This window comes from uncultured Tessaracoccus sp., from assembly GCF_947286155.1.
Classification (GTDB): Bacteria; Actinomycetota; Actinomycetes; order Propionibacteriales; family Propionibacteriaceae; genus Arachnia.
Genome location: NZ_CAMYPD010000030.1, coordinates 1 through 14,978, shown reverse-complemented (window position 1 = coordinate 14,978; position 14,978 = coordinate 1). Strand labels below are relative to the sequence as shown.

The 14,978-nt window shown below is 64.3% G+C and carries 16 protein-coding genes and 1 pseudogene; 2 read left to right on the top strand and 15 right to left on the bottom strand.

All coding sequences use genetic code 11. The features are described 5' to 3' along the window. Positions 1–13: 13 nt before the first annotated feature. The 5 genes from Q0X68_RS08685 to Q0X68_RS08665 are packed head-to-tail and all read right to left on the bottom strand — an operon-like array spanning position 14 to position 3,036. Complete coding sequence (locus Q0X68_RS08685) at positions 14–628, bottom strand: histidine phosphatase family protein (RefSeq protein WP_297750358.1); 615 nt, start codon at positions 626–628, stop codon at positions 14–16. Beyond that, positions 625–990 carry a ribosome silencing factor gene (gene rsfS / locus Q0X68_RS08680; protein ID WP_297750354.1) on the bottom strand — a complete coding sequence of 122 codons (366 nt, stop codon included), beginning with the start codon at positions 988–990 and terminating at the stop codon, positions 625–627. The genes Q0X68_RS08685 and rsfS overlap by 4 nt, the downstream gene beginning before the upstream one ends. Beyond that, complete coding sequence (nadD, locus tag Q0X68_RS08675; protein WP_108871765.1) at positions 977–1,645, bottom strand: nicotinate-nucleotide adenylyltransferase; 669 nt, start codon at positions 1,643–1,645, stop codon at positions 977–979. The genes rsfS and nadD overlap by 14 nt, the downstream gene beginning before the upstream one ends. Continuing rightward, a complete protein-coding gene (locus Q0X68_RS08670; protein WP_269458782.1) occupies positions 1,642–1,776 on the bottom strand; it encodes a hypothetical protein in 135 nt (44 codons plus the stop codon). The genes nadD and Q0X68_RS08670 overlap by 4 nt, the downstream gene beginning before the upstream one ends. Positions 1,777–1,794: 18 nt before the next feature. Further along, on the bottom strand, positions 1,795–3,036 hold the full coding sequence (locus Q0X68_RS08665) for a glutamate-5-semialdehyde dehydrogenase (protein WP_297750346.1): 1,242 nt from the start codon (positions 3,034–3,036) through the stop codon (positions 1,795–1,797). 112 nt (positions 3,037–3,148) lie between these two features. Here Q0X68_RS08665 and Q0X68_RS08660 point away from each other — a divergent pair, with 112 nt between their 5' ends. Next, positions 3,149–4,363 carry an MFS transporter gene (locus Q0X68_RS08660; RefSeq protein WP_297750343.1) on the top strand — a complete coding sequence of 405 codons (1,215 nt, stop codon included), beginning with the start codon at positions 3,149–3,151 and terminating at the stop codon, positions 4,361–4,363. On the opposite strand, the gene Q0X68_RS08655 is transcribed toward Q0X68_RS08660, so the two are convergent. The 10 genes and pseudogenes from Q0X68_RS08655 to Q0X68_RS08610 form a co-directional block, all read right to left on the bottom strand. Continuing rightward, positions 4,317–4,940: a YesL family protein gene (locus Q0X68_RS08655; RefSeq protein WP_297750339.1), complete on the bottom strand. Its 624-nt coding sequence runs from the start codon at positions 4,938–4,940 to the stop codon at positions 4,317–4,319. The genes Q0X68_RS08660 and Q0X68_RS08655 overlap by 47 nt on opposite strands. Continuing rightward, positions 4,937–5,977 carry a LacI family DNA-binding transcriptional regulator gene (locus Q0X68_RS08650; RefSeq protein ID WP_297750337.1) on the bottom strand — a complete coding sequence of 347 codons (1,041 nt, stop codon included), beginning with the start codon at positions 5,975–5,977 and terminating at the stop codon, positions 4,937–4,939. The genes Q0X68_RS08655 and Q0X68_RS08650 overlap by 4 nt, the downstream gene beginning before the upstream one ends. Before the next feature lie 4 nt (positions 5,978–5,981). Further along, complete coding sequence (locus Q0X68_RS08645; RefSeq protein WP_108871760.1) at positions 5,982–6,836, bottom strand: carbohydrate ABC transporter permease; 855 nt, start codon at positions 6,834–6,836, stop codon at positions 5,982–5,984. Then, positions 6,833–7,678 (bottom strand): carbohydrate ABC transporter permease, encoded by an 846-nt coding sequence (locus Q0X68_RS08640; RefSeq protein ID WP_297750332.1) that lies wholly within the window; start codon positions 7,676–7,678, stop codon positions 6,833–6,835. The genes Q0X68_RS08645 and Q0X68_RS08640 overlap by 4 nt, the downstream gene beginning before the upstream one ends. Before the next feature lie 67 nt (positions 7,679–7,745). Beyond that, entirely contained in the window at positions 7,746–9,086 is a 1,341-nt protein-coding gene (locus Q0X68_RS08635; protein WP_297750329.1) for an ABC transporter substrate-binding protein, read from the bottom strand. 175 nt (positions 9,087–9,261) lie between these two features. After that, a complete protein-coding gene (proB, locus tag Q0X68_RS08630) occupies positions 9,262–10,353 on the bottom strand; it encodes a glutamate 5-kinase (RefSeq protein ID WP_297750326.1) in 1,092 nt (363 codons plus the stop codon). A gap of 43 nt (positions 10,354–10,396) precedes the next feature. Continuing rightward, positions 10,397–11,833, bottom strand: a pseudogene (obgE, locus tag Q0X68_RS08625) (GTPase ObgE); the annotation flags it as partial. A 73-nt stretch (positions 11,834–11,906) separates the two neighbouring features. Continuing rightward, positions 11,907–12,158, bottom strand: a complete 252-nt coding sequence (rpmA, locus tag Q0X68_RS08620) for a 50S ribosomal protein L27 (RefSeq protein ID WP_108871755.1) — start codon at positions 12,156–12,158, stop codon at positions 11,907–11,909. A 13-nt stretch (positions 12,159–12,171) separates the two neighbouring features. Next, positions 12,172–12,480 (bottom strand): 50S ribosomal protein L21, encoded by a 309-nt coding sequence (rplU, locus tag Q0X68_RS08615; protein ID WP_108871754.1) that lies wholly within the window; start codon positions 12,478–12,480, stop codon positions 12,172–12,174. Positions 12,481–12,608: 128 nt separating this feature from the next. Further along, the gene (locus Q0X68_RS08610; protein ID WP_297750324.1) at positions 12,609–14,285 is read right to left on the bottom strand and encodes a ribonuclease J; all 1,677 of its coding nucleotides are present in this window, start codon (positions 14,283–14,285) and stop codon (positions 12,609–12,611) included. Positions 14,286–14,318: 33 nt separating this feature from the next. On the opposite strand from Q0X68_RS08610, the gene Q0X68_RS08605 reads away from it, so the two are divergent. Further along, complete coding sequence (locus Q0X68_RS08605; RefSeq protein WP_297750321.1) at positions 14,319–14,837, top strand: GNAT family N-acetyltransferase; 519 nt, start codon at positions 14,319–14,321, stop codon at positions 14,835–14,837. Positions 14,838–14,978 lie beyond the last annotated feature (141 nt).

Sequence of the window (14,978 nt, the reverse complement as noted above, 5' to 3'; positions counted from 1 at the left end):
GCGCAGTACTCACCTACATGCCGTGCGGTTGCGCGCCACCGAGGTTATACCCCAACAGCGTCCAGCCTGCATCGTCGTGACGCAGCTCGGCCCAATGGGCATTACCCAGTGTGCCGAGCCCCCGACCAAGGCCTGGCAGCTCCAGCAGCGATGCCACCGTCACGCGCGTAAAGAACCCATGCGTGGCCACGAGCACCGTCTGGTCGGGGTGCTTGGCCGCGATATTGTGCAGCGCGCGGGTGCCTCGTCGGGCCATCTCTTCGGCGGTCTCCCCTGATTCCGAGCGACGGAAATCCTCTCCCGCGCGCAACCGCTCAACCCTCTCTGGGTGCGTCTTCGACACCTCCGCCCAGGTTTTGCCTGCCCAATCGCCCATGTCGATCTCGCCGAGTCGGGCATCGACATGAACGTCCAAGCCCTGCACGGAGGCAACCGTGCGAGCGGTTTCGAGCGCCCGTGACAGCGGCGACGACCACACCACGTCGAACGCATACTGGGTGAGCTCGGCGGCAACCTCCCGAGCCTGTTCGCGGCCATGCTCGCTCAACTCGACGTCGGCTTGGCCTTGCATCTTTCCTTCGCGGTTCCACAGCGTCTCGCCGTGGCGCAGCATGATGATGCGGGTCACGGTTGCGGCAGTTCTAGGTTGATCGTCGGGCAGTCCTTCCACAGCCGTTCAAGGTTGTAGAGGGTGCGTTCCTCGTCGTGCTGGATATGGATGACGACGTCGACGTAGTCGAGCAGCACCCAACGGTTCTCCCTGTCGCCTTCGCGCCGCACCGGCTTGCGCCCATCCTTCAGCAGCGCTTCCTCCACCGCATCCACGAGGGCCCCGACGAGGCGCTCGTTGCCCGCCGAGATGATGAGGAACACGTCGGTGATGCTGAGTTGCTCGCTCACATCGAACGCGACGATGTTCTCACCGGATTTCTTCGACGCGGCCAGCGCCGCAGTGCGGGTGAGGGCCAATGCTTCATCAGTGGCTGTCACGGGGAACTCCAGAGTCGGGGGCGGGATACAAACCGCGCTTGGCGATGTACTGCACGATACCGTCCGGCACGAGATACCAAATGGGCATCCCCTGCTGGGTGCGCTCGCGGCAATCCGTCGACGAGATCGCCAGCGCGGGCACCTCCAGCAGCGTGACGGAATTGAGGGGAAGGTGGCTGAGATCCTTCTTCGTCAGAGGGACGCCGGGCCGTGTCACGCCCACGAAGTGCGCGAGGTCGAACAGCTCGTCGGCGCCGCGCCAGGTGAGAATCTGCCGAACCGCATCGGCGCCGGTGATGAAGAAGTAGTCGACGTCGTCGCCGCGTTCGGCGCGGAGGTCTTTCAGCGTGTCGACGGTGTACGTGTTGCCCTCACGGTCGATATCCACCCGGGACACGGAGAACTGCGGGTTGGATGCCGTCGCGATCACCGTCATGAGATAGCGGTCTTCGGCCAGCGAGACTTGGCGGTCGGCCTTCTGCCAAGGGATGCCGGTGGGGACGAACACCACCTCGTCGAGGCTGAAGCGCGCTGCGACCTCGGATGCGGCCACGAGGTGGCCGTGGTGGATGGGATCGAACGTTCCACCCATCACGCCCAGGCGATAGCGGCGGGACCGCTCACTGCGAGCGATGCCGAGTTCGGTTGATGTCACTTCGAGTTCGGGCGCCCAGAACCCATGCCGATCACCCAAATGAGGGCGCTCAGCAACGCAACAAATGCAGCCAGGCCTGCCAGCACGGGAGGTAGACCTTCGGTCGAAGCTTCGAGCAGCACAAGATTCATGGGCAGCACACTATCGAATCACGAGCGGATTTGCCCTGATCCTTCGACGATGTACTTCGTCGAAGTCATCTCCGGCAGCGCCATCGGTCCCCGTGCGTGCAGTTTCTGCGTCGAGATGCCGATCTCAGCGCCAAAGCCGAACTCGCCGCCGTCGACGAATCGGCTCGACGCATTCACCAACACCGCAGCAGCATCGACGCCACCGACGAAGGCCGCGATTGCGCGTCGAGATTCAGAAACGATCGTCTCCGAGTGGCCCGTGGTGTGGTCGCGGATATGCTCGACGGCCTCGTCGACGCTTCCTACCACCTTCACCGCGATGTCGAGCGCGAGGTATTCGGTGTCGAAGTCCTCATCGGTGGCGGGGACGACGTCGGAAGAGTACCCACGCACTTCCTCACCGCCGTGCACCGTGACGTCAGCATCGGCCAGTGCCGTGAGTGCGGTGGGGAGGAATTCGTCGGCGATGTCCGCGTGGACGAGCAGCGTCTCGACGGCATTGCAGACGCTGGGGCGCTGGGTCTTGGCGTTGAGGAGGATCTCGAGCGCCATGCGCTGGTCGGCTGCGGCATCGACGTAGAGGTGGCAATTGCCCGTTCCTGTTGCGATGACGGGCACCGTCGCATCCTCAACGACGGCGTTAATGAGGCCCGCTCCCCCGCGCGGAATCAGCACGTCGACGATGCCTCTCGCCGTCATCATCTCCGACGTGATCTCGCGGCTGCCTTCGACGAGGTGCACCGCGTCCGGGGTGATCCCCGCGGCCTCGAGACCCCGTCGAAGTGCCGCCACGGTGACACGGTTCGATTCGAGCGCCGAGCTGGAACCTCGCAGCAGCACCGCGTTGCCGGACTTCAGCGCGATGCCCGCGGCGTCGGCAGTGACGTTCGGACGCGCCTCATAAATGATGCCGAGCACACCCAGCGGTACGCGCACCTGGCTGACGCTCACGCCGTTCGGCAGCCTCCAGCCGCGCACCACGTCGCCCACTGGATCTGGAAGTGCGGCGAGTTGCCGCAGTCCGGCGACCATCGCGTCGATGCGGGCATCTGACAACGAGAGTCGGTCCAGCATCGCTTGGGCTGTGCCCTGTTGCCTGGCGCGGTCCACGTCGCGGGCGTTGGCGTCGAGCAGTTCCTGCTTGGCGTCGAGGAGGGCGTCGGCCATCTCGTGCAGCGCGGCATCCTTCGATGCGCGATCGAGCGTGGCAAGCGAGAACGAGGCGCGACGGGCCGCCAAGCCCTGGTCTTGGAACGTCATGCGTCCGAGTCTATTGCGGTCTCTGCTCCGGCAGGGCGCTGTCCAGGGTCAGGACGTCCACCGACGGCAACGCTACGGCAGCTAGGCTGAACCGGCTGACGGAAGGAGACCCATGTACCGACTCATCTTCTGGCCCGTGCTGGCGCCGTCCTTCCTGTTCGCGGTTGGCACCGGGGCAACGATGCCCCTGCTGGTCCTCGCAGCCCTCCAGCTCGGCGCCAGCGAGGCACTGGCCAGCGCACTCGTGGCCATCTCGGGTGCTGCTGCGCTCGCCTCCACGGTCCCCGTCGGGGTCTTCATCGACCGTGTGGGCGACCGCCGCGCGATGGCACTGGCGACCACCGTGGCCGGCGCCCTGCTGCTGGTGACGGTGATGGCGCTGGCGTGGCCGACCCGCTGGTCGCTGGTGCTCTACATTGCGGCCTTCGTGCTGCGCTCCCCCGCCGGGGTGGCGTGGAGCCTCGCCAGGCAGGCCGTGGTTGCCGACGCGCTCCCCTCGTTGGAGCGTGGCCGTGCCATGACCGCCCTCGGCGGGACGATGCGGGCCGGCAACCTTGTCGGCCCCATGTGCGGCGCGGCGCTGCTTGCGTTATTCCCCATGTGGTCGGTGTTTCTGTTCGCGGTGCTGATGGCTGTCGCGGCCACGGCGCTGCTGTATGTGAGACGCCTGAATGCGGCCTTCGACGCCACCGCGCGACGTGCGACAACGGCGAATGCGCCTCAGCAGCGGGCCGAGGGGGTGCGTTGGAAGGCCGTCTGGTTCGCCGGCATCTCGATCCTCACCCTTGCCGCGGCACGCGTGGCGCAGCCGATCCTCATCGCCTTGTGGGGCTCCCATCTGGGCTGGCACGAGTCCCAGATCTCCCTAATCGTAGCAGTGGGAGCCGCAGTCGAGTTGGTACTGATGTTTCCCGGTGGCTACCTGAAGGACCAGTTGGGTCGCTCCCCCGTCCTCGCTGCATGTCTCACGATCTACGGCCTGGGATTCATCCTCGCGCCCGTCACCAATACCGGCCAGGGATTCGTCGTGGCTGTCGTCGTGATGAGCATCGGCAACGGCCTGGGCGCGGGCATCAACATGACCATCGGTGCGGATCTGAGCCCGCCCATCGGACGGGCGAAGTTCTTGAGTATCTGGGCGATGTTCTCCCAGGCGAGTCAGCTCTCAGGCCCGCTGGCCATCTCGGCGATGCTGCTCACATGTTCCCTGCCTGTGGCGATGACAGCGATCGGCGGGCTCGCGGTGGGAGGGGCCGTGTGGGCACTGGCGACACAACCGATCACGCAGTTGCCGATGGGAGCGCTCGAGCGAGCAGCACCGCGTTGACGAACGCGAGCAGAGCAAACCCCACCACGAACATCAGGGGCAGCACGAAGCGCCACCCGCCGTCGACGAGCCACAGTAGCAACAGCGGCACCCCGGCTGCTGCCAGCCCGACGACCCCCCTCGGCAGCCGAACGAAGGCCAGCACCAACGCCAACCGGACCGCGCGCCCAAGTGACATGCCCTCCCCGATAAGCGGAAACAACCACCACGCCCACAGCGCCACGACGAGCAGCCCTGTGACCACGAGCGCCTGGACGACGATGATCGCCCTCGACTGTGGAAACTGCCCGAGGACCCCATACTCCCACACGAGCAGCACGGTGAGTGCCAGCACGAGGAGCCATGCCAGTGTCGCACCCCGCCAGCTCGTGCACAGATGCTGCCAGAAACGACGCGACACCCTCGGCCCTTGCTCGCGCGCCACCTCCACCATCGTGGCTTGCATGGCCGTCCACGCCGCGCCTGCCGTGACCACCGGAAGGCAGCACACCAGAAACAGCAGGTTCAGCACCACAGCATCGGCGAACTGGGAGATAGCCTGCGCCAGTGGCGAATCGGGGCCGAGCCTGGATCTCATCTGACCGGGCCGAGTGATGCGTTGCGCACCAGCGGTGCCGGTACGACGACATGGCGATGCGACTGGCCGTGGTCGATCTGCGCGAACAGCAGATCGCACGCCGTGGCGGCCATGTCCTGCAGCGGTTGCGCGATCGTCGCCAGCTCCGGGTGGACCCAGCAGGACTGCTCGATCCCATCGAATCCGACGACGGCGAAGTCCTCGGGGATCTTGAGCCCCCGCTCCGTGATCGCCTTGTGTGCCCCGAGCGCGATCGTGTCCGAGGCAGCACAGATGGCGGTGGCGTCGGTACCACGCTCGAGCAGCTCAGATGTGAGCCGATGTCCGTAGTCGAAGGTGTAGTACTGCGAACGGTCGGTCTCCTCATACAGCTGCAGCTCCGGTCCGCAGGGCAGCCCCACCCGCTCCATTGCACGCACGAAGGCCTGCAGCCGCACGGCTCCGGCGGAGTGTTCTTCCGGCGGCATACCGACGTAGGCGATGCGCCGGTGTCCCAGATCTACCAACGACTGCACCTGCAGTGCCACTGCGGCCTCGTCGTCGACACGCACAGAGCTGTAGGTGGCCTCGTCAACCCCTTCGAGCCGGGGCGTGGTGAGCAGCACGAACGGCAGCGTGATCGAGTTGACCTGTGCCGGTGACGGGTTGACCGTCCCGCCCAGTAGAAGCAGCCCGGCCGGTTTGTCGATCTCGACGACACGTCCGGCGCTCGCGTACTCATCTGCGGTGTGGGGCACACGAACCGTCTCGAAGGTGAATCCGTGCTGACGGATGAGCGTCTCCAGATGGTCTCCCAATGCCTGGAACATCGGATTGGTGGGGCCCTTCATCAGCGCTGAGATGGCCCGCGGATTCTGCTTGACCTTCAACGACCTGGCATGGGGGTTCGGGGTGAAGTCCAGACGTTTCGCGACCTCGAGGATGCGTGCGCGAGTCTCGTCGGACAGGCCCGGTTGATCGTTGAGCGCCCGGGAGACCGAGGTCAATCCGACGCCGGCCTCCCTGGCGATGTCTTTGATGGTGACCCGGGAGGTCAAGAGCTCACCCCTTTACCGATCCCGCGACTACGCCTTCGATGATGTGCTTCTGAGCAAACATGTAGAAGACGATGATCGGGATGATCGCAAGCACCAGCATGGCCATCATTGCCCCCATGTCACGGTTGCCGTTGGAGCCAACGAATTGCTGCACCACGACCGGGATCGTCTTGTACTCCGTCGACAGGCCGATCACGAGGTACGGCAGCAGGTAGTCGTTCCAGATCCACATGGCATTGAGGATCGCGACGGTGATGCTCACCGGCTTCAGAATCGGCCAGACGATCTGGAAATAGCTCTGCACCGGGGAACAGCCGTCCATGTAGGCGGCCTCCTCGATCTCGACGGGAATCGACTTCACGAAACCGGAGAAGATGAACGTCGACAGACCTGCGCCGAAGCCCAGGTAGAGGACCACCATGCCCAGTGGATTGGCCAGCCCCAGCATATCGGCGAGCTTCACCGTCGGGAACATCACCATCTGGAAGGGGATGACCATTGAGAACACGAGCAGGTAGTAGATCAGCGACGTCCACCACCGCTTCACTCGGGTGATGTAGTAGGCGAGCATCGCGCAGAGGAACACGATGACCGCCACCGAGGCGATAGTGATAAAGAACGACCACCCGATCGCGCCCAGGAAACCCTGCCGTGTGAGCCCTGTGACGTAGTTCTCGAGGCCGGCCCACATCTCCCCCAGGGGGATTGCGAACGGGTTGGCACTGATCGCGAACTTCTGCTTGAACGAGTTGAGCAGGATGAACACGATCGGGCCGAGGAACACCACGGTGAGCGCGATGAGCAGCACGTATGTCGTGGCGACGGCCACCGGGTTGCGTTTGATGGTGTGCTGGCTCATGCCTCGACCTCCCGGCTGCGGGTGATGTTGAGCTGGAACAGAGCGATGATCACGACGACGATCACGAACAGGACCGCCTTCGCCTGACCCACACCCTCAGTGCCGACACGACCGAACATGGTCTGGAAGATGTTGAGCGCCACCATCTCGGTCTGCCGCAACGGGGCGCCGTTGGTGAGTGCCAGGTTCTGGTCGAACAGCTTGAACGAGTTGGACAGCGTGAGGAACAGACAGATCGTGATCGTGGGCATGATCATGGGGATCGTCACGTTGCGCAGCACCTGCCAGCGGCCGGCGCCGTCGATGGCTGCGGCCTCGGTTAGCTCGGGCGGGACGTTCTGCAGACCGGCGATGTAGATGACCATCATGTAGCCCACCTGCTGCCAGTTGATCAGCACGATCAGGCCGACGAACCCATACTCCCATTTGGAGATGATCGTGGTGCCGTACTGCGCGAGGATCGCGTTGATGATCGACTGCCAGGTGTAACCGAGCACGATGCCACCGATGAGGTTCGGCATGAAGAAGATGGTGCGGAAGACGTTGGTGCCCGCCAGCTTCTGGGTCAGGAGCTTGGCGATGGCGAACGCGAAGAGGTTCACGGTGATGACCGAGACGATGACCACGAGCACCGTGAATCCGAAGGATGCGACGAAGCCGTCCTTCTCGGCCAGTGCTCGCTGGTAGTTCTTCAGGCCGACGAACTGGGCGTCGTTGATCGTCGTGAACTCTGCGAACGAGAGATACAGGCCGATGGCGAACGGCGCGAGAAACGCGATGAGGAACGCCACCGACGTCGGTAACACGAACAGCGGGAAATACTTCTTGAGGGATCGTTCCATGATTGCCTGCCCTGTCAGGGGGCGGAACGGGCCGGCCGCTCCGCCCCTGGCATCGAGGTGAACCGGATCAGCCGTTCACTGCCGCCTTCTCGGCAGCCCAGCTCTCCTTGGCCTTGGTCACTACCTCATCCCACTGGATGTTGCCGGATGCGTACTGCGCAAGAAGCTGCTCGTAGTTGTCCTTGAACGCCTGCGACGGGAAGGTGGTGAAGTCCCACGGCACCGGCGTCATGTCCGAGCCCAGGTAGCGGGCGATCTCCTTGGCCAGCGGGTCGTTCGGGGCGGCATCGCCGAAGGACTTGAATGGCGCGATGAAGCCGAGTTCCTCCGTGACGTGCTTCTTGCCCTTCTCATCGGAGAACAACCAGTTGACGAAGTCGATGGTGGCCTTCTGATCAGCCTCGGGCGCCTTGGCGTTGATCGCCATGAAGGCCTCGGTGCCGATGGCAATGCCCATCTTGTCCTCGCCCGGGTATCCGCCGTACATCGGGAGGAACTTGATGTCATCCTCCTTGACGGTGTTGCCCTGCACGTCCTTGATCTGGCTCCAGGCCCAGTTGCCGTTCTGGACCATCGCGGCCTTGCCAGTGGCAAACTCCGCCATCGAGTCGGTCACCGTCTTTGACGGGGAGAGAGTCTTCTCCACCGTGGAGTCAGTGAGGTAGAGGTCGAAGAGGTTCTTATACTGGTCGGAATACTTGAAGGCCAACTCGTCCTTGTCGGTGACTTGATCGTCGGCATACTCGAAGTGCACGGGGAGATTCATGAGGTGGGTCTGCCAGCGCCAGCCCTCGCCGGTGGACAACGAGGTGGACGCGAACACGCCATCGATGCCGAGATCGGCCTTCTTCGCCTGCATGTCATCGGCGACTTCCTTGAGCTTGTCGAAGCCCTTGATCTCGTCCACGGACTTGGCCTTGGCATCAGGCAGCGCGAAGTACTTGTCCATGATGGCGTTGTTGTAGATGATGCCGTAGCCCTCGACGGCCAGTGGCACGCCGTAGATCTTGCCGTCCTCACCCTTCAGGGCCAGGCCGGGATCCGTGAGGTCCTTCGCGAACGCGGTATCGGTGAGGTCTGCCGCATAGGACTGCCAGCTCTTCAGGCCGACGGGACCGTTGATGTTGAACAGTGTCGGCGCGCTGGACTTGGTGACCTCGGACTTGAGGGTCTGTTCGTAGGTGCCCGATGCCGCGGTCTGGACCTTGACCTCGACACCGGTGGCCTCGGTGTACGCCTTAGCGATGGCCTTGTAGGTATCCTCGGACTCGGGCTTCCAGTTGAGGAAATACACCTTGCCCTTCCCATCGCCGTCGGAGCCTCCCGCATCGCCGCCACATGCGGCCAGGGAGCCGACGGCCAGGGTGGTGGCGGCCAGCAGCGCCACCGCACGCTTCAGATTGTGCATTCGTATGTGCCTTTCTCGACGACGTTGTCCCACCCCCGCAGGTGGGGGCGCACGGAAGTGGTTCACTAAAACGTTTCCGTTGCCTCTGATACTACAACTTGTAATGCAGCGGCACCAGAGTCGGGGGTCTCACTTCGGTAACGTTTCCGTAGCGGCTCGGGCGCCCGGGCCCAGGTCAGAGCAGGATGAGCAGGTCCCTGTGTACGACGGGCCCGTGCATGCCTAGCGCCCCGTCCGCGGCGCCGTTGCTGAGCGCGTCGAGCAGCTCGTGCGAACCGTGGCCGGCGAATCCACGGGCGACGACGCCGTCGTCGGGGCCGATGATCTCGATGGGATCACCTTCCTCGAAGGCGCCCTCAACGTGCGTGACGCCCACCGGCAGCAGCGATGCGTGCTGCCTCGTAATGGCGGTGACGGCACCGGCGTCCACGTGCACTCGCCCTCGTGGTTGAGCCGCGTGAGCGAGCCACAGTAGCCGCCTCGGGCGTCGCTTCCCCGACGGCGTGAACAGCGTGCCGACTGCCTCGCCGGCGAGCGCCTGTGCAAGATTGTTCGCGTGCGTGAGCACCACCGCAACGCCTGCTCCCGTCGCGATGTCCGCGGACTGCAGCTTCGTGCGCATGCCGCCGGTTCCCACGCGCGAACCGATGCGGGAGGTGTCGACGTCGAGGGCTGCCACGTCTTCGACGCGGCTGAGCATCGTCGCTCCCGGCGTCTCGGGGTGGGCTGTGTAGAGCCCGTCGACGTCACTCAGCAGCACCAGCGCGTCGGCGCGCACCAGGTGGGCGATGAGCGCGGCAAGACGGTCATTGTCACCGAAGCGGACCTCATGGGTTGCCGTAGTGTCGTTCTCGTTCACCACCGGTACGACGCCGAGCCGGAACAACCTGGAAAACGTATTCAGCGCGTTGCGGTAGGTGGTGGGGCTCAGCACATCCTCGACGGTGAGCAGCAGCTGCGCGACGGTCAGCCCGTGCGCCGCGAATGCGTCGCTGTAGGAGCGAATGAGTAGCCCCTGCCCGACTGCGGCGGCAGCCTGCTGTGTTTCCAAGTCGCGTGGGCGGCGGCGTAGCCCCAGCGGTTTCAGCGCTGCGGCGATGGCGCCCGACGTGACGACGACGACGCGTCGGCCGTCGTTGTGCAGTCCGGCCAGCACGGTGGCGAGCGTCTGGATGCGTGCCTCGTCGAGGGAGCCGTCGGGATGTGTCAGAGAGGAGGAGCCAATCTTGACGACGATGCGCTGCGCGTTGGTGATCTCACTCCTCATCGTCGTCTGCAATCCCTTCCAACGCGTAGTCCACGCCTGCGGCCTTCGCCGCATGGTATTCCGCGTTGCGCTGGCGGCGACGGGTGGCGGCGGGCCGTTCGGTGTCGAAGCGCTGATCCTCACCGCGTCGGCTCAAAATTTCTGCGCCAGTTTCGACCTGTGGGGCGAAATCAAACACGACGGCGTCCTCCCCGCCGATGGCCACGGCATCGCCGGCGATGGCGCCGAGCTGCAGGAGCTTGTCTTCGATGCCAAGACGATTGAGACGGTCTGCGAGGTACCCGACGGCCTCGGCGTTGTTGAAGTCGGTCTGCCGAATCCAGCGTTCTGGCTTGTCACCGCGCACACGCCACAGGAATCCGCCTTCGCCGTCGCCCTTCTTCTCGATGGTGAATTCCTCGACGCTATCCCGCTTGCGCCCGACTGCCTTGGGCCGAATGACGGGCCTGGGCTCCGGTTCCGGCAACGCTGCACGCCGCTCTTCGACGATGGCGGCCATAGCGAACTTCAACTCGTTGAGACCTTCGCTGGTCTTCGTGGAGATGGTGAACACCTGATGCCCGGCCGCTTCCAGTTCCGGGCGCACCATGTCTGCCATCTCGGGGGCATCCGGCAGATCTACCTTGTTCAACGCCACGAGGCGCGGACGATCCTCAAGCCCACCGTGCGCGGTGAGTTCGCCCTCGATGATTTCCAGGTCGCTCAGCGGATCGCGCCCGGGTTCATAGGTGGCGAGGTCAATGACGTGCACGATCGCTTGACAACGCTCGATATGACGCAAGAAATCGAAGCCGAGACCCTTGCCAAGCGATGCTCCCTCGATCAGGCCTGGCACATCGGCGACGGTGTACGTCACGTCGCCAGCGCTCACCACGCCTAGGTTGGGAACAAGCGTGGTGAACGGGTAGTCGGCGATCTTCGGCCGCGCCTTCGAGATGGCTGCGATAAGCGACGACTTTCCTGCCGACGGGAACCCAACGAGGCCGACGTCGGCCACCACCTTGAGTTCGAGACGAATCTCTCTCGATTCGCCTTCTTCGCCCAGCAACGCAAAGCCGGGAGCTTTCCGCGTCGACGAAGCCAGCGCGGCGTTACCGAGGCCACCGCGCCCGCCCTCTGCGACGATGAACTCCTGCCCATCTTCGGTGAGATCGGCCAGCTGTTCGCCGGTGGCGACGTCAGTAACAACAGTGCCGCTCGGCACGTTGAGCACGATGTCCTCCCCCGCAGCGCCGTGCTTGAAGTCGCCCTGCCCGGGGTTCCCGTTACTCGCACGACGGATGGACTGCCTGTGAAATTCGAGCAGCGTGTGCAGGCCACCGTCGACGCGCAGGATGACAGACCCTCCGTTGCCGCCGTTGCCGCCGTCGGGGCCACCGAGTGGCTTGAACTTTTCGCGCTTCACGGAGGCACAGCCGTGTCCGCCGTTGCCGGCAGCGACGGTGAACCGCACACGGTCTACGAACGAGGGAATGGCCATGGTGGCAAGCCTATCGTTTGGAGGAAAACGAAAAGCGGCCCCGAAGGACCGCTTTGCGCTAGAAACAGATTCGTCAGGCGGAGACGACGCTCACGACGCGACGGCCGCGCTTCACGCCGAACTGCACGCTTCCCTCAGCGAGTGCGAAGAGGGTGTCGTCGCCACCGCGGCCGACGTTGTCGCCGGGGTGGAACTGGGTGCCGCGCTGGCGCACGATGATCTCACCTGCGCCGACGACCTCGCCGCCGAAGCGCTTCACGCCGAGGCGCTGCGCGTTGGAGTCGCGGCCGTTACGGGTGGAGGAAACGCCCTTCTTGGATGCCATTGTTCTTACTCCCTCAGCTCTCGATGCCGGTGATCTTCACCTGGGTGTAGCGCTGGCGGTGGCCAAGGCGCTTCTTGTAGCCGGTCTTGTTCTTGTACTTCATGATCCGGATCTTCGGACCCTTGGTTTCGCCGAGCACCTCTGCGGTGACGGAAACCTTGTCAAGGCCCTTGGCGTCGGAGGTGATCTTGTCACCGTCGACGAGCAGCAGGGGCTGCAGGTTGACGGTACCGCCGACCTCTTCGGACACCAGATCGATGTCGAGGATGTCGCCAACAGCAACCTTGTGCTGGCGTCCGCCGTTGCGCACGATTGCGTACACGCCTGACCTACCTTCTTGGAAACTTTACTTCACGTTAACCAGTGCACCGGCATCACAACAGCGACACCCGGCAATGCACCGAGGGATTACTCTACGACTTCGGCGGCACCTGGTCAAACTGCGGCGTCCTAGGTCGTGATCACCACGGGCACGATCATGGGTCGACGTCGGAGCTTCTTCGAAACCCACTGCCCGATCGTGCGACGCACCACCTGCTGGAGTCGGTGCGTGTCCTCGACACCATCGCGCATCGCTTCCTGGAGCGCGTCGTAAATCTGCAGATGCACCGCGTCGAACACGGTGTCTTCTTCAGCGAAACCACGGGCGTTAATGATGGGCCCGGAGATCACTTCCTTGTTGTGCAGGCTCACGACGGTGATGATCGAGATGAACCCTTCCTCGCCCAGAATCAGGCGGTCGCTCACGGCGTCGGACACGTCGCCGACGGTGGAGCCGTCGACGAAGATGTAGCTCGCGTCGACTTTGCCGACCACCTTGGCCTTCCCCTTCGCCAGGTCGACGACGCCGCCGTCCTCGACGATGACTACGTTCTCTTCCGGGACGCCGGTCTTCTTCGCAAGGTTGCCGTTTGCGACGAGGTGCCGCACCTCGCCGTGCACCGGCATCACGTTCTTGGGGCGGAGAATGTTGTAGCAGTACAGCAGCTCGCCCGCCGACGCATGCCCGGAGACGTGCACGAGCGCATTGCCCTTGTGCACGACGTTGGCGCCGAGCTTCGTGAGCCCGTTGATCACGCGGTACACCGAGTTCTCGTTGCCCGGAATCAGCGAGCTGGCGAGCAGGACGGTGTCGCCCTCCCCCACCTCGATGTGCGGATGCTCACGGTTCGCGATTCGGCTGAGCGCGGCGAGCGGCTCCCCCTGGGAGCCTGTCGAGATCACCACCACTTCGTCGTCGCGGTAGTTGGAGAGGTCTTTCAGGTCGATCATGATGCCCGGCGGCACCTTGAGGTAGCCGAGATCACGCGCGGTGGACATGTTGCGCACCATCGAGCGGCCCACGTAACACGCCTTGCGGCCGTGCAAGACCGCCTGGTCGAGCACCTGCTGCACGCGGTGCACGTGGCTGGCAAAGCACGCGACGATCAGCTTGCCCTTGGCCTGATCGAACACCCTGGTCATCGCGGGTTCGATGTCCACCTCGTGCGTCGTGAATCCGGGGGTTTCTGCGTTCGTGGAGTCGACGAGAAACAGGTCGACGCCCTTCGTGCCCAGCCGCGCAAACCCGCGCAGGTCTGTGATGCGGCCGTCGAGCGGCAGCTGGTCCATCTTGAAGTCGCCGGTGTGCAGCACGACTCCGGCCTTCGTGCGGATGGCGACTGCGAGCGCGTCGGGGATGGAGTGGTTCACCGCGAGGAACTCGAACTCGTATCCGCCGACGCGGACCTCGTCGCCTTCCTTCACGTCGATGAGTTCAAAGTTGCGCAACCGATGCTCGCGCAGCTTTGCCGCGACGAAGGCCAGCGTCAGGCGCGACCCGTAGATGGGGATGTCGGGGCGCATCTTCAGGAGGTAGGGCACGGCGCCGATGTGGTCCTCGTGGCCGTGGGTGAGCACCAGCGCCACCACGTCGTCGAGGCGATCCTTGAGGTAATCAAGGCCGGGCAGGATGAGGTCGACGCCGGGATGCGTGTCCTCCGGGAACAGCACACCACAGTCGACGAGGGCGATCTCGCCGTCGATCTCGAAGGCCGTCATGTTGCGGCCAACATCGCCTAACCCGCCAAGCGGGATGACGCGCAGGGTGCCGGGCTTCAGCTTCGGTGGCGTACGCAGTTCGGTCATACCCCCAACGCTATCGGACAATAGACTGTGCGCATGATCAACACGGTCCGTCTTGCCATGCCCGCCGAAGCTGTCGACGTCGCGCGCATCCAACGTCGCGTCTGGAACACACAGCCCAACCTCGCTGTGATGCTCGACGAGGTCAGCGCCGAGCAGGCCACCCAACTGTGGCACGCGGCCATCACCCGTCCCCCACTGGCCACGATGCGGGTGCTCGTCGCGCTGGGCGAGGCGGGCATCGTCGGGTTCGCCGTCACCAAGCCATCGGATGATCCCGACGCCAGCCCCACCGACGGCGAACTCGCCGAACTGGTGGTTGACCCCGGCGCGCGTGGGCAGGGCCACGGATCCCGCCTCATGCAGGCCGCCGTGGACACGCTACGCACCGACGGATTTACCGTCGCCACCATGTGGGTTCCCACCACCGACGACGTCATGCACGAGTTCTTGATCTCCGGCGGCTGGGGTGCCGACGGCGCCCACCAGGAAGCAGCCACCGAAGACGGCGAGCATTCGCTGAAGCTCACCCGGTTCCACACCGGCATCGCGTGAGGTGGGGCCTGGTTGTTGCCGGTGGTTGAGTAGCCCACGCAGTGGGCGTATCGAAACCTGCTGGGATGATTTCGATACGCGCCCTTCGGGCGCTACTCAATCATCTGCGGCGCGCTCGGGCGTCGTCGATAAAGAATGCTG

Coding starts and splice junctions, on each gene's coding strand:
- Q0X68_RS08670 (WP_269458782.1), bottom strand. CDS start 1,776: ATGAATCTTGTGCTGCTCGAAGCTTCGACCGAAGGTCTACCTCCCGTG.
- Q0X68_RS08665 (WP_297750346.1), bottom strand. CDS start 3,036: ATGACGTTCCAAGACCAGGGCTTGGCGGCCCGTCGCGCCTCGTTCTCG.
- Q0X68_RS08660 (WP_297750343.1), top strand. CDS start 3,149: ATGTACCGACTCATCTTCTGGCCCGTGCTGGCGCCGTCCTTCCTGTTC.
- Q0X68_RS08655 (WP_297750339.1), bottom strand. CDS start 4,940: ATGAGATCCAGGCTCGGCCCCGATTCGCCACTGGCGCAGGCTATCTCC.
- Q0X68_RS08645 (WP_108871760.1), bottom strand. CDS start 6,836: ATGAGCCAGCACACCATCAAACGCAACCCGGTGGCCGTCGCCACGACA.
- Q0X68_RS08640 (WP_297750332.1), bottom strand. CDS start 7,678: ATGGAACGATCCCTCAAGAAGTATTTCCCGCTGTTCGTGTTACCGACG.
- Q0X68_RS08635 (WP_297750329.1), bottom strand. CDS start 9,086: ATGCACAATCTGAAGCGTGCGGTGGCGCTGCTGGCCGCCACCACCCTG.
- proB (WP_297750326.1), bottom strand. CDS start 10,353: ATGAGGAGTGAGATCACCAACGCGCAGCGCATCGTCGTCAAGATTGGC.
- rpmA (WP_108871755.1), bottom strand. CDS start 12,158: ATGGCATCCAAGAAGGGCGTTTCCTCCACCCGTAACGGCCGCGACTCC.
- Q0X68_RS08610 (WP_297750324.1), bottom strand. CDS start 14,285: ATGACCGAACTGCGTACGCCACCGAAGCTGAAGCCCGGCACCCTGCGC.
- Q0X68_RS08605 (WP_297750321.1), top strand. CDS start 14,319: ATGATCAACACGGTCCGTCTTGCCATGCCCGCCGAAGCTGTCGACGTC.